This window comes from Flavobacterium polysaccharolyticum (assembly GCF_038739875.1).
Lineage (GTDB): Bacteria > Bacteroidota > Bacteroidia > Flavobacteriales > Flavobacteriaceae > Flavobacterium > Flavobacterium polysaccharolyticum.
In genome coordinates, this window is record NZ_JBCGDP010000009.1 from 113,732 (window position 1) to 127,721 (window position 13,990).

11 protein-coding genes are annotated in these 13,990 nt (G+C 32.6%); 4 read left to right on the forward strand and 7 right to left on the reverse strand.

Features of this window, described 5'->3' with window-relative positions; translation table 11 throughout:
• Window positions 1-72: 72 nt before the first annotated feature.
• From WFZ86_RS10785 to WFZ86_RS10815, 7 genes are all read right to left on the reverse strand, one after another.
• The gene (locus tag WFZ86_RS10785) at window positions 73-705 is read right to left on the reverse strand and encodes a phosphatase PAP2 family protein (RefSeq protein ID WP_051536680.1); all 633 of its coding nucleotides are present in this window, start codon (window positions 703-705) and stop codon (window positions 73-75) included.
• Window positions 706-1,011: 306 nt separating this feature from the next.
• Entirely contained in the window at window positions 1,012-1,269 is a 258-nt protein-coding gene (locus WFZ86_RS10790) for a heavy metal-binding domain-containing protein (protein WP_024981664.1), read from the reverse strand.
• Window positions 1,270-1,463: 194 nt separating this feature from the next.
• On the reverse strand, window positions 1,464-2,138 hold the full coding sequence (locus WFZ86_RS10795; protein WP_342691919.1) for a DUF1345 domain-containing protein: 675 nt from the start codon (window positions 2,136-2,138) through the stop codon (window positions 1,464-1,466).
• A 139-nt stretch (window positions 2,139-2,277) separates the two neighbouring features.
• Window positions 2,278-3,528 carry an efflux RND transporter periplasmic adaptor subunit gene (locus WFZ86_RS10800; RefSeq protein ID WP_024981662.1) on the reverse strand — a complete coding sequence of 417 codons (1,251 nt, stop codon included), beginning with the start codon at window positions 3,526-3,528 and terminating at the stop codon, window positions 2,278-2,280.
• Between the two features lie 11 nt (window positions 3,529-3,539).
• Window positions 3,540-7,859 (reverse strand): CusA/CzcA family heavy metal efflux RND transporter, encoded by a 4,320-nt coding sequence (locus WFZ86_RS10805; protein WP_024981661.1) that lies wholly within the window; start codon window positions 7,857-7,859, stop codon window positions 3,540-3,542.
• A 96-nt stretch (window positions 7,860-7,955) separates the two neighbouring features.
• Window positions 7,956-8,282 carry a DUF6660 family protein gene (locus WFZ86_RS10810; protein ID WP_035717660.1) on the reverse strand — a complete coding sequence of 109 codons (327 nt, stop codon included), beginning with the start codon at window positions 8,280-8,282 and terminating at the stop codon, window positions 7,956-7,958.
• 340 nt (window positions 8,283-8,622) lie between these two features.
• The gene (locus tag WFZ86_RS10815) at window positions 8,623-8,940 is read right to left on the reverse strand and encodes a hypothetical protein (RefSeq protein WP_342691920.1); all 318 of its coding nucleotides are present in this window, start codon (window positions 8,938-8,940) and stop codon (window positions 8,623-8,625) included.
• A gap of 561 nt (window positions 8,941-9,501) precedes the next feature.
• Between WFZ86_RS10815 and WFZ86_RS10820 the strand changes: the two genes are divergently transcribed.
• The 4 genes from WFZ86_RS10820 to WFZ86_RS10835 all read left to right on the forward strand — a co-directional run bounded on the left by WFZ86_RS10820 (window position 9,502) and on the right by WFZ86_RS10835 (window position 13,990).
• Entirely contained in the window at window positions 9,502-9,774 is a 273-nt protein-coding gene (locus tag WFZ86_RS10820) for a hypothetical protein (protein WP_024981657.1), read from the forward strand.
• Between the two features lie 1,103 nt (window positions 9,775-10,877).
• Window positions 10,878-11,495 (forward strand): TetR/AcrR family transcriptional regulator, encoded by a 618-nt coding sequence (locus tag WFZ86_RS10825; protein WP_342691921.1) that lies wholly within the window; start codon window positions 10,878-10,880, stop codon window positions 11,493-11,495.
• Window positions 11,496-11,551: 56 nt separating this feature from the next.
• Window positions 11,552-12,880, forward strand: coding sequence for a TolC family protein (locus tag WFZ86_RS10830; RefSeq protein WP_342691922.1), 1,329 nt, complete (start codon window positions 11,552-11,554; stop codon window positions 12,878-12,880).
• Window positions 12,881-12,898: 18 nt separating this feature from the next.
• Window positions 12,899-13,990, forward strand: coding sequence for an efflux RND transporter periplasmic adaptor subunit (locus WFZ86_RS10835; RefSeq protein ID WP_342691923.1), 1,092 nt, complete (start codon window positions 12,899-12,901; stop codon window positions 13,988-13,990).

The following is a 13,990-nucleotide window of genomic DNA, read 5'->3' on the forward strand; positions in this document are numbered from 1 at the left end:
AGAATGTTTGTAATCTTTTTATTTTTACTATATATAAAACATAAGTATTTGATTTTAAATAAAAAGAACTATTTATTCCCAAAGTTGTGGGATTTTTTTCCTCTGTTTTTTATTAACCCATTTATTCAATTTGTAGGAAAGATAAGCTGATCCGCTTCCTATGATTGCGCCAGCTAAAACGTCACTTGGATAATGAACACCCAATACCATACGAGAATAGCTTACTGCACTTGCCCACGCAAACGAAGGAGCAATAATGTACCATTTTGGATACGCCATACTCAAGGAAGTGGCAGTTGCAAAAGCTAAAGAAGCGTGCCCTGATGGGAAAGAAGGTCCGGTTGCTGTTGTAACTTGCTCAATATCTGGATAAGTTACAAATGGTCGTTCTCTATTTACTGTTTTTTTTAAAGCAAATGTTATAAATCCTGAAGCCAAAAAGGCTTCTCCAATAAAAATAGCTTTCTTTTTGACTGTACTATCTTTCATTATCAATCCGACAGAGTACATAATAATTGGAGTTCCAATACTTACAGGAGCTAGACTATTTGTAATTCCTTTTAATGCTGGATCCAGTGATTTGTTCCTATTATGATTTATGTTTCTTAAAACATCAATGTCTAAATTCTGGGCATTTGCAAAGTTTATGCAAAAAAACAACACCACTAAATTGGTTATTTGTAACAAATTTATTTTGTTTTTCATTCTTCTGTCTTTTTAATCAAAATTTTTATAATGCAAATGAGTACAGAAAACAATACTCATTTATGTTCTACTTTTTAATGCTTGTGCTCTAGATCGTGCGAACAGCCGTGTTATTTATCTTCGGCAGACATTTCTTTCGCTTTAGCGTTTATGAACATCATCAGAATGATTTTCTGAATCATTGTGAATAGAACAACCTGTTTGTTTGTTTGTTTGTTTGTTTGTTTGGTGATTTATTTTTTCTTCCTGTCTGCACCAAAGCTGTTTACTGTTTGCATCATATTTGTGTTGGTGTTTCTTTTTTAGTTATTTATGATTATGTTCTAAATGGTTTTTATTTTCTTCGTGTTCAATTTTTATTAATGACATTTTGCAAACAGGACATTTTCCAGAAATGTCATAAAATTTCCCTTTTTCACATTTCATAGGGCATTCGTAGACTATCTTATGGGCTTCTGCCTTTTTGTGAATATGAACCTTTTGTACTTTTTTCTCTTCTTTACAGGAAAAAACAATCGTCATTATTGCAATATTTATAATTCCTAGTATGATTAATTTTTTCATCAAATTAGATTTAAAATGTTTCTTAAATTATATAAAAGAGAGTGCAAATAGGAATTATTTAAAACCCTAATTTGATCCTTGGTTAATGTTATTATGAAAAAATGGTAGCCATTCCAAGCAAACCTGAAAGCATTAATACACACTTCCAACAATTGAGTCTGTTGTTCATTTTCTAAATTTTTTATATTAAATAGTTATTTAAAACTGGCAATACTATTAATAGTCAGTGCCACAATAATTGTATTGAACGCAAATGAAATTAGACTGTGCAACAAAACAAATCTTCTGATAATCTTTGAGCTTACTTGGACATCTGAAACTTGAAATGTCATACCAATTACGAATGAGAAATAGGCGAAATCAATATAATCAGGCTCCTCCTTACACGGAAATTTGATACCTCCAACATTACTACCCGTTTTTAATTGATTATGGTCGTGATATAAGTGTGCATACCGAATTGTAAAAATTGTATGAAGTAATGTCCACGACACTAAAATGGGCGATAATGAAACGATTGCATCAAATATTCTGTTAAAGGACGATTCTTCTGTACCTTTTAAAAGGAGTAAAGTACCAAACAAACTAACACAAACAGCAATTAGCACTATCGTAAAAATCACTTTAAGTCCATCATCCTGACGCTCTACCACCTCACATAGATCTTTATTTGTGGTAGTAAAAAACAATGCCCAGCTAAATATAATTAGAGAAAGACAAAAGATATCCCAGGATAAAATTATCCTGTTTTTAATATCAATTTTAAAAAACAGTAAAATGAAATACAACAATAATGATAAGGTAAGACAAATTATTATCTTTTTTATTCCGCTAGTATTTCGCAGAAAACTATATTTTGTTGTTTTCATATTCAGCAATTAATGATTTTTCTAATATTATTTTGGGGGCATAGTCTTCATCAATTAATTTACTATCACAACCGCCAATACAAATAATACTAGCGGTCTTAGATAGTCTTAAGTTTTCTAATGCTTCTTAAACTACTTATTAATGTGTATGCTCACCGCCACCTTTCATAGCAGACAGTAAATAGAAAGCTCCTTTAATTACAATTTTTGCATCGGCAGGAATTGCTTCAACAAATTTCACTTCGGTATACCCTAAATCTGTTGTTCCTGGTACAACTTCTATTGCTTTGAAATGTACTTCGTTGTGTCCTTCTTCCTCGCCAACAGCTTCTTCAGAATGTGCTTCGCCTTCTTTGTGTTCGTGAGCTTCTGCTTTTTTACCTGTGGCTTTTTCTTCGTGTTCTTCCTGGATATAGACAAAGTATTTATCTCCATTTTTTACAACAGCATCTTTGGGTAGGGCAGGGACGGTTGCATTTTTAATATTGATATTGGCAGAAACATACATTCCAGAAATTAAATCTTTGGAATCAGCTGGATTAATTTTGGCGTGAACAGCAACGGTTTTGCTTTCATTTGAAAAGGATTTATTGATACCAAATATTTTTCCTTTAATGGATTTGTTTCCTTGATTAGTCAAAATAAAGTCTATCGTTTGCCCCACAGAAATTGATTCCAAATCTTTTTCATAAACGTTTAAGTCCAAGTGCATCTGGCTATTATCTACGACTTCAAAAAGGGTTATTCCTGTTTCGGCAAATGCTCCTTTGGCAATGCTGATTTTTCCAACATAACCGGATATTGGTGAAACTATCGGTACCAAACTTGATCCGCTTGTACTCATATTCAGGGCTTGCAATTTGTTTTTTGCAGCTTTTGCTCTGGCTCTTTCAACAGCTAGTTTTGATTTTACTTCCTGAAGTACTTTTCTAGGGTTTACATTTTCATCAGTTAATGTTTTCTGGCGATTGTATTCTAATTGCAGGTATTCAATATTGGCAACAGCCGAATTATAATCTTCCTGCATTCCAACTACTTCTAAATTTTGAATAGTTGCCAGTACTTTTCCTTTGTTTACATACGTGCCTTCTAAAACAAAAATATCCTTAACCGTTCCTCCAATTAAGGTTGAAATGTTAGCCATATTTTGTGGTGGAACTGTCGTATATCCATTGGCTTTAATCACTAAATTAAGATTCCTGTTTTCTACAGAACCTGTTTGAATACCAACTGTTTTGAATTGTAAGGCTGTTAATGCTACTTCGTTTTCTGATTTTTCTTCTTCGTGTCCTGCTTCTTCTGTTTTCTTTTCTCCACAAGAGGTGAGAAGTAGTAAGAATAAAGTATTAAGTATTAAGAAAATTTTGAATTTTGAATTTATATTTTTCATTTTGAGAAATTTTATTTGTTAGAAATAGATGGAAATTGCAATTGAATAGCACTTTGATTATAAGCATTGGTAGCTTCGGCATTTTGCTTTTTGATGTCGATAGCCTGATTCAAAAAACTGATGTAATACCAATAACTCATATCACCATTGGCATAACTTTTTTGAGCCGTTGCAATTATTTGTTCTGCATATAGCAAACCTTCCTTTTGATAATAATCTAATGCTTTTTGTTGCTTTTCGAAATCATTTTTCAATTCCTGCATTTGTAATTTCAAAGTCAATTTATTTTTGTCTAATTCTAATTGGGATTGCGAAATACTGATAGCAGATGCTTTAGCTTTAGCTGAATTTACCCCACCAAATAAAGGAATTTGTAAACCCGCAGTAAACCCTTGAAAATAAGATTTGGTATCAATGGTTTGTCCAAAATAACCTAATCCTAATTTTGGTGTTCGCAATGCTTTAAAAGTATTGGCTTCTTTTTGATACACCGAAATTTGCTGTGTATAATAATCGGTTACCAACGTTTCTACTTTGGATTGGTTTTCATTTGGTTGAAATGAATATTGCATTGGCGTTGTACTATCCGGTACAATATTCTCTTCCGTTTGAATAAAAAATTGTAATTGTTTTTGGTAAATTGCCAAATCAAATTCGAGTTGCGCTTGCTGTGTTTCTATTTCTTTTGACTTTGCTTTGGCACTGATTACTTCAATTTTTCCGCTTTCGCCTGTTTCAAAACGTAGTTCTGCATTCTTTAAGAATTTGGAATAAATTTCCAATAAATCTGCATTTAGTTTTTGTACAGAAACACCATATAAATATTGATAGTAGGCGATTGTTACTGCTTTTTCGATTTCATATTCGGATAATGCTTTTCGTTTTTCAGCTAGTTTCACCAATTCTTCCTGTAATTGACGATTGGCTTTTGTAATTCTTCCAATTGGAAAATACTGCTGTATCGAAACATTGCTATCATAATATTTACTATTGAATTGCCCACCCTGATATTGCACTTGCAAAGGATCTGCTTGAAATGCTGTCTTTTTCAGAACCGTTTGTTTCTCAATTTCCTTATCAGCAATCTTTAAATCAATGTTATTGGTTTTTGCAATTTCGATAGCTTTTTGTAATGAAATAGGCTGGCTATTTTGAGCAAAAGAAAAACTACTTATCAATAAAACTATTAGGGTAACGATTGGTGTTTTTATTTTTCTTCTTGCTTTAATTCCTTTTTCAAACAATAAATAAAGTATTGGTAAAACAATCAACGTCAGTAATGTAGCCGATAATAATCCTCCAATAACAACTGTTGCCAATGGTTTTTGTACTTCAGCTCCACCGCTGGTGGATAATGCCATTGGCATAAATCCTAAAGAGGCTACAGCAGCTGTCATTAAAACAGGTCGTAAACGTGTTTTTGTACCCATTAAAACTCTTTGTAATGGATCGGTTATTCCTTCAGATTTTAATTGATTGAAATAAGAAATCAATACAATTCCGTTTAACACTGCGATTCCGAAAAGGGCTATAAATCCAATTCCTGCCGAAATACTGAAAGGCATTCCCCTCATCCATAATGCGAAAACACCTCCAATGGCTGATAATGGAATAGCTGTAAATATTAGCAAAGATTGTTTCATACTATTGAAAGTAAAATATAGCAGCACCATTATTAATGCTAATGCAATAGGTAAAGCAACCGAAAGTCTTTTAGTAGCTTCAATCAAGTTTTCGAATTGTCCTCCATAAGTAACATAATAACCTGGGGGAAGTTTGAAATCTTTATCAAGTTTAGCCTGAATTTCTTCGACAACGCTTTTTATATCTCGACCACGAACGTTTAATCCAACAGTAATTCTACGTTTACCATTCTCACGAGAAACCTGAACAGGGCCTTGCTCATAAGAAACCGTTGCTACTTGTGATAGTGGTACTTGTTGTCCGTTTGGTAAAGGAATAAATAGATTACTCACATCTGTAATATCTGTTCGGCTAGCTGCATCCATTCTCACCACTACATCAAATCGTTTGCTTTCTTCATAGATTTTACCTGCGCTTTCTCCTGCAAATGAAGAGCGGATGATTTGGTTGATATCGGTAATATTCAAACCATATAATGCAATTTTATTGTAATCGTATTTTACAGTAATTTGCGGTAAGCCTGTTACTTTATCTGCTTTTAAGTCTCCAATACCTTCAATATTATTGACTTTAGCAATCAATTCTTTGGCTTTAGTATCTAAAATTTCTAAATCGTCACCAAAAATTTTAATGGCTATATCACTTCGGCTTCCGGTCATTAACTCGTTGAATCGCATTTGAATTGGTTGTGAAACTTCAATATTAGCACCTGGAATGGCTTCCATTTCTTCTTTCATTGCATTGGCTAAATCTTCCCAATTGTCGTAATCACCTGTCCATTCACTTTTGTCTTTAAGTACAATAATCATATCCCCACTTTCTATAGGCATTGGATCCGTTGGAATTTCACCACTACCAATTTTAGTTACTATGGTTTTAATTTCGGGAAATTTAGCTTTTAGAATTTTTTCATATTCTGTGGTTGTTTTTACCATTTGCGAAAGCGAACTTCCGGTCATAATTGTAGCATTTAAGGCTAAATCTCCTTCTTCAATTGTTGGAATGAATTCGCCACCCATATTTTGAAAAATTACTAGCGCCAATACAAATAGACCTAATGAAATTGCCAAAACTGCTTTTTTGAAACGCAATGCTTTTTCTAAAAACGGGGTATATATTCCCTCGAACCAAGCCATCATTCTATCACTAAAATTGGTTTTGTGTTCTGTATTTTTGGATAAGAACATCGCACTCATCATTGGTACATAGGTTAAAGACATAACAAATGCACCTATTACTGCAAATCCTACTGTCATTGCCATTGGTCGGAACATTTTACCTTCTGTGCCAACTAATGCCAGGATTGGTAAATACACTATTAGGATAATTATTTCCCCAAAAGCGGCACTGTTTCTAATTTTGGAAGCCGATTGATATACCTCTTCATCCATTTCAGATTGGGTTAAATCTTTTTTTCTTTTGAGTTTTTGCAAATGATGCATTGTGGCTTCGACAATTATAACCGCACCATCGACAATAATTCCAAAATCGATTGCTCCTAAACTCATTAGATTTCCGCTTACTCCAAAGGTATTCATCAAAATCACAGCGAAAAGCATTGATAATGGAATTACAGATGCTACAATTAGTCCTGCACGAAGATTTCCAAGAAATAAGATCAATACAAATATTACTATTAATGCACCTTCCAATAGGTTTTTAGTAACAGTTCCTATGGCACTATCTACTAATTTTCCTCTATCGATAAAAGCTTCAGCAACCACTCCCTCTGGAAGAGTTTTGTTGATCTGATCCATTTTTTCTTTTACTCTATTGACAACTGCACTTGAATTTTCTCCTTTTAGCATAAGAGCCATTCCACATACAATTTCTCCTTTTCCGTCTTTAGTAGATGCCCCATAACGTAGTGCTACACCTTCTCTAACTTCGGCTACATTTCGAATTAAAATAGGAGCGCCGTTTTTATTGGCAACCACTATATTTTCTAAATCTTTGATGCCTGTAGCCATACCAACACCACGAATGAAATAAGAGTATTGGTCTTTTTCAATGTAAGCACCGCCTGTGTTTTGATTATTTTTTTCTAAAGCCTCAAAAATATCGGTAATGGTTATTCCTAAACTATTTAGTTTATTTGGATTAATAGCCACTTCATATTGTTTTAATTTTCCTCCCCAGGTACTGACTTCGGCAACACCTTCAATACCCTGTAATTGTGGAGTGATAATCCAATCTTGAATGGTTCGTAATTTTACGGCATCGTATTTATCTTCATAGCCTTTTTTGGCATATACATCGTATTGATATATTTCTCCTAGACCTGTAGAAATAGGTCCTAATTCTGGAGAACCTGCATATTTAGGTATGTTTTCTTCAGCTTGCTTTAAGCGTTGAAAAATTTGCTCTCTTGCCCAATATATATCTACATCGTCTTTGAAAACAACAGTTACCACAGATAATCCAAAACGAGAAATGCTTCGTAATTCAATTACTTTTGGAATCGTTTTTACAGCTTGTTCGAGTGGATAGGTAATTAATTGTTCTACTTCCTGACTTGCTAAAGTAGGGGCAGTGGTAATTATTTGTACTTGATTATTAGTTACATCTGGCAAGGCATCCAGCGGTAAATTTTTAATAGAATAACTTCCCCAGGCTATAAGCACAAGGGTAAATAAGAGTATAATGAACTTGTTCTTTATACTAAATTGTATGATTTTGTCTAACATTGAAATATTATAATGAATTAGAAATCAGCAAATAGAATATTTGCCATTATTTGTGAAAAGGTCACAATTTTCTAACCCGAAATTACTCGGGCATCATTATGCTATTTGAGGCGGTTGCCAAATACTTCCGAAGAAATTGGAAGCAAAAACGGATTTGTATGTAGGTAATTGTGTTTTGATACCTTTAGAAGGTATTGGAAAGTCAATAATTACAAATTCTGAAAAACTTGTAATTTGTGAACCGCAACAATTGCAAATGCAAAATGGGGAACATAAATCTTTACTTTTATCGTGCGAATGGTTTTCAAGGTCTGTCTGATGTACATTTAAAGAATGCCCCGCACTATTTACTTCCACATCAGCACAGGGCATAGATGCCAAGGCTATTAAGTAAATTGACAATATGATGTTTAACCATTTCACGAGTGCAAAAATAAGATTTTATTTTTTATAATTATTAATTATTTATACTGATTATTAATTATTTGTAATATTTATTATAGTAGAGCCAATATTTTGCAGCAACTCCCAATAACAAAAGCAACAAAAGCAACAAAAGGAGTATTATCATTATAGTGCGAATTACAGTATATACTGTTATCGGCTTTTTGGATTTAGGTTTAGATTTAGGTTTTTGGTTGTTCGGTCTTTTTGTTTTTTGCTTTGCCATTATTATATCTATAACTGTAATTAATTTAAAATAAAGAAAACTTTGTAACTAACTCTATCTATTAGAATTGTCTTCTTTTAATTATCAAAAAAATTAAGCATTAATTTGTGGCGGTTGCCAAATGCTCCCGTAGAAATTGGAAGTAAGAATTGATTTGTATTCAGGTAGTTTTTTGTCAATTATGTTTTTGACGGTAATAAAATTGTAATTCGATACTATATTGTAGACAAAACCCTGACAGCCATAATGGTTACAAATGCACAAAGGAGAACATGCATCTTTCTCATGGTGCTGTTTTGAACTATTTGTTATAGTTGCTTTTTCAGACGAAACACCTTGTTCCTTGTCTGCGCAAGGCATACAGGAAAGTACTACAATGATAATTGATAATATGATATTTGTAAATTTCAAGAGTGTAAAAATAGGAATTTTATTTTTATTACAAATAATTATTTATAATGATTATTAATTATTATAAATAATTATTGTAGTAGTATCAATATTTTGCAGCAACTCTCAACATCAGAACTAGTAAAACGAATATTATCATTTATCATACGAATAATAACACATACTGTTATCGCCATTTTGGATTTAGCTTTTGAGATCTTCAATAAAAAAAAGTTCGACATTTGTTAGTATGAAAATACTTTAGAATTAATGCCATCATTAAATCTGTTACCACTAGTTATATAATCCTTTTTCTGATAGATATTCTTCATAAAAATAAGATATTGCGTTATAACAACTAGCAATATTTTTTTCTAGACAATTTAAGTACGAAGACTGATGCTTTTTTAAAATATTATCATATTTCTTTAGGATTCATTCACAAAAAAGTTCAACACATCTAAACACCTACTCTCAGACATTAAAAGCCTAACAAGGACATGAAATACCTTTTTCAAAAGTCTAAAAAATTACTCCTTAATTTCACTCATTATTTAACAAATTAAGATAGGAGGCGCGAAGATGAACGATAATATAACTAAAGATGATTTAAGCCAATTTGGTATATTGCTAGTGGAGCAGTTCAAAAAAATTGTAGAGAAAAACCAAAATAAAGAAGAAGGTGGCTTAAATCCAGAATGGCTTAAAAGCCGTGTTGTCAGAAAACTTATGGATATGTCATCAGCATCGTTACAGAATCTTCGGATAACGGGAAAAGTGCGCTTCAAAAAAGTTTTAGGATCTTATTATTATAGCAAATCAGATTTAATGAATCTGTTCAGCGATAAAAACTAATATGAGACTGCAAAAACTTTCAAGATACCTTTCCATTTTAGAAGAGGATCCCAGGCTTAATGTTTGGCATTTCGCTCTTTTAAGTGCAATTCTTTGTCTCGGATATAGACAAGGACACACTAAGATAATTAAAGTAAGTCGTAGCAAAATAATGTCGCTTTCGCATATCAGTACCTTACCAACCTATCATAAATACTTTAAGGAGTTACAGCAAATGGGTTATGTAAATTACCGACCATCCTACCATCCCGGATATCGAAGTGAAGTGGAAATTACTATAAAGCCTTACAAACCACAGTAAGGCTTTTTCTGAATTGACATGTAATCAAAATTTTTATAGCAAAAATCATAGAATATTGTGCAACTATGCCGTCTGGGAACCTATATTCCGAATTTGTTCGGCGGTAGACACAACACTTTCAACACTACAAGTAGAAATCGCAAATATGATTTGAGTACACTAATCACTTAACAATATTTTTATAATTCTTAAATAATGTTTACTTTTGAAGTATTCATTATGAATTATCTCGTTCTTTTAAAGTCAATCAGTTTCATGCAGGAAAGTCTAAAACAACCCAGATTTCAAGGAGTTTTTAAACTTATGGCAAAATCGTGGCAAACCAGATTTTTACGAAGTAAAATATAGGTATTAATGCGGGTTTTTGAGCTTAGGTTCGATTCTCGGCGACTCCACTTTTACTTTTTCAAATCAGAGTAAAAAGCCTGTAAATCCTAGGATTTACAGGCTTTTTTGTTTTGGTTAAAAAAATTCACCCACTGGCAAAAACGGAGAGCGCTTCTAAAATCCCAATCCTTCAGATTACTCAAATGATAATTGATAAAATGAAAATCACCAGCAATCGATAACAGAAAACAAGCTACTCCCTATCCTATCTTACCAAAAAATAACGCTTATCTCAAAGAAATTTCGGATGTCTTTGGAATCCATAAAAAACTTGCTTTCCTCTTCGCTATAAAGAGATAAACTACTCTATTTAAAATTTTTAAAATCAGTATTTTTAAATATAAATGTAAAATAAATTAAAAAATGAACGTTGTTCAAAAATAAAACATATCTTTGTCGAATAATATTAAAAATTATGAGTGTCGCAGACAGAAAAGCAAGAGAAAAAGAAACATTAAAAGCATTGATTTTAAAAGGTGCTAAAAAACTTTTTATAGAAAAAGGGATTGAGCAAACAACCATTAGAAACATTGCAGACGAAATTGACTATAGTGTAGGTACAGTTTATGTATATTTTAAAGATAAAACTGCGATTTTGCACGACCTGCATTCTATTGGTTTTCAAGAACTAGGCGGCTACTTTCAAGAATTATTCAAAATAGAAGATCCTATGGAGCGCCTTCGTAAAATGGGGTTTGCTTACATTAAATTTGCTTTAGAAAATCAAGAAATGTACGATTTGATGTTCAACCTTAAAGCACCGATGGAATTTCTGGAAAAATCAGAAAACGAAGATTGGGATGAAGGCGCTGCAACATTTAACCGCGTTAAAGTAACAATAGAAGAGTGCATAAATAAGGGGTACTTTAAAGGTCATAATGTAGAACCGCTTTCTTTTATGGTTTGGAGTTTAGTGCACGGTATGTGCTGTCTTGAAATTCGTCAAAGAACTAAAGGCGTAAAATTCACAAATCCTGATACTATCTTATTTGATGGTTATAATGAGTATTTAAAAATAATCGATAAACTATAATTTTTTTTTGCTTAATAAAATGAACAATGTTCAATTAAAAAACAATGTAATATAAAATGAAAAGAACACTAATTATTATCACCACTTTACTTGGATATCAAGGATATTCACAAAGTAAGCTAGACGGCTATATTGAGGCTGGACTAAAAAATAACGAAGTCATCAAGCAACATAACTTTGACATAAATAAAAGTATGTATGCTTTGAAAGAAGCACGTGCCTTGTTTTATCCTACTGTTACCCTAAATGGAAATTATACAAAAGCAGAAGGCGGAAGAACTATTGATATTCCGATTGGCGATTTACTGAATCCGGTGTACAGTACCTTAAATCAAATCACAAACTCCAACTCATTCCCTACCCTACAAAATCAGTCAGTTCTCATTAACCCTGATAATTTTTATGATGCCAAAATTCACACTACAATGCCATTGTTGAATTTTGAAATCATCTACAATAAGAGAATTAAAACCCAACAAACTTCCTTACAAACTATTGAATTGGAAATCTACAAAAGGGAATTAGTAAAGGAAATAAAAATTGCGTACTACAAATACCTACAATCTGTTGAAGGCATTAAAATTTATGAGGATGCACTCAAATTGGTTAAGGAAAATCAAAGAGTGAATCAATCTTTATTCAAAAATGACAAAATAAACCGTACCGCTGTTTTGAGAAGTGATAATGAAGTTATTCGCATACAAGCCAATTTAGAAACGGCGAAGCAAACCAGTACAAATGCAAAGGCATACTTCAATTTTTTATTGAATAAAAAACTGGAATCTCCTATTGATACAGATGCCAATGAAATTCCAAGTGATTTGGTAGTCGAAAATACAGCAAACAGAGAAGAACTTGAGAAACTAAAACAGGTAAAAGAATTAAACGAAACCGTTGGCAAACTCACCCAATCACACTGGCTTCCAACCTTAAGTGGATTTGCAGATTTTGGTTTTCAGGATTTTGATTTTGAAGTAAATAAAGATTCCCGCTATTATTTTGCTGGACTTGCTTTGCAATGGAACATTTTTTCTGGCAATAAAAATAAATACAAACTCAAACAGGTTGAAGAAGATACAAAAAAAATAAGTTCACAGACCGATAATGTGAAACAACAATTATTGCTTCAGTTTCAGATTTCACAGAATAATCTAAAATCAGCTTTGGAACAATTTAATGCCAATAAAAATCAAAAAGAATCGGCCAAAAAATATAACGAGGACATAACCAAGTTGTATAAAGAAGGCCAAGCCATTTACATCGAACTTTTAGACGCACAAAATCAGTGGGTAAATGCTCAATTAAATACCAATATAGCGCTTTATAATTCGTGGATAGCCTATGCCGAATTAGAGAGAGCCAATGCAACTTTCAATTTAAAATAAATTTTAAAAACAATAATTATGAAATCTAAGATTTACGAATACCTTAAAAATAAGTTTACACTTCTGAGTAAAAAATCAATAGCAATATGCCTTTTAGCCTTTCCTCTTTTTTATGCTTGTAAAGAAGAAACAAAAGAACAAAATCCCTTTGAAAATGCCGATGTTATTTCGATAAAAACCGCTACGGTTCAATCATTGGCTCTTACAAGCGATATAAATGCTTCGGGTTTGGTAACTACAGAAAATCAAGCCAATTATGGTTTTAAAATTGGTGGCGTTGTCCGTAAAATCTATGTAGAAGAAGGTCAGTTTTTCAAAAAAGGACAACTTTTAGCGACATTAGATGAAACCGAAATCGGTTCGGGTTTGAATCAATCGGACTTGAATGTAAAAAAATTCGAACGTGATTATACCCGTGCTGTAAATCTTTACAAAGACAGCGTATATACTTTAGAGCAACTTCAAAATACAAAAACAGGTTTAGATATTGCCAGAAAACAAAAAGATGCCGTTGCTTTCAATGCACGTTATGCCAAAATTTATGCTACAGCCGACGGTTTTGTTACTGCAAAAATAGCTAATGAAGGGGAAGTAGTTGGTCCGGGTTCACCCATTTTGGCCATAAACGAAACCACAAAAAACAATAATTATCTATTAAAAGTGGGTTTAACCGACCAAGAATGGGCAGCTGTAACTATTGGCCAAAAAGCAAAAGTAACGCTTGATGGATTTCCAGATGAAGAATTTGACGCTACTATTTTCAGAAAATCACAAGCTGCTGATAGGTCGTTAGGTTCTTTTCAAGTAGAATTAAAACTGAATATGAAAAACCGCAAACCAGCAGTAGGAATGTTTGGGAAAGCCCAAATTAAAGCAGATAAAGCCGAAGATTTCATCATTATTCCTTATAACTCGCTTATTGAAGCTGACGGAAACAATGCTTTTGTATTTATCGTAGAGAACAACAAGGCAAAACGTCAAGCTGTTACTATTGCTAAATTTGAAAATAACAGAGTATTCATCAAAGACGGTCTTCAAAAAACGGATGAAATTGTAATTTCTAATAGTGCTTATCTCAACGAACAATCTACTATCAAAATCATAAAATAA

Excerpts from the sequence above, each read along its gene's own strand:
- WFZ86_RS10830 (WP_342691922.1), top strand. The coding sequence starts at position 11,552 with ATGAAAAGAACACTAATTATTATCACCACTTTACTTGGATATCAAGGA.
- WFZ86_RS10785 (WP_051536680.1), bottom strand. The coding sequence starts at position 705 with ATGAAAAACAAAATAAATTTGTTACAAATAACCAATTTAGTGGTGTTG.
- WFZ86_RS10835 (WP_342691923.1), top strand. The coding sequence starts at position 12,899 with ATGAAATCTAAGATTTACGAATACCTTAAAAATAAGTTTACACTTCTG.
- WFZ86_RS10800 (WP_024981662.1), bottom strand. The coding sequence starts at position 3,528 with ATGAAAAATATAAATTCAAAATTCAAAATTTTCTTAATACTTAATACT.
- WFZ86_RS10795 (WP_342691919.1), bottom strand. The coding sequence starts at position 2,138 with ATGAAAACAACAAAATATAGTTTTCTGCGAAATACTAGCGGAATAAAA.
- WFZ86_RS10805 (WP_024981661.1), bottom strand. The coding sequence starts at position 7,859 with ATGTTAGACAAAATCATACAATTTAGTATAAAGAACAAGTTCATTATA.
- WFZ86_RS10825 (WP_342691921.1), top strand. The coding sequence starts at position 10,878 with ATGAGTGTCGCAGACAGAAAAGCAAGAGAAAAAGAAACATTAAAAGCA.
- WFZ86_RS10820 (WP_024981657.1), top strand. The coding sequence starts at position 9,502 with ATGAACGATAATATAACTAAAGATGATTTAAGCCAATTTGGTATATTG.
- WFZ86_RS10790 (WP_024981664.1), bottom strand. The coding sequence starts at position 1,269 with ATGAAAAAATTAATCATACTAGGAATTATAAATATTGCAATAATGACG.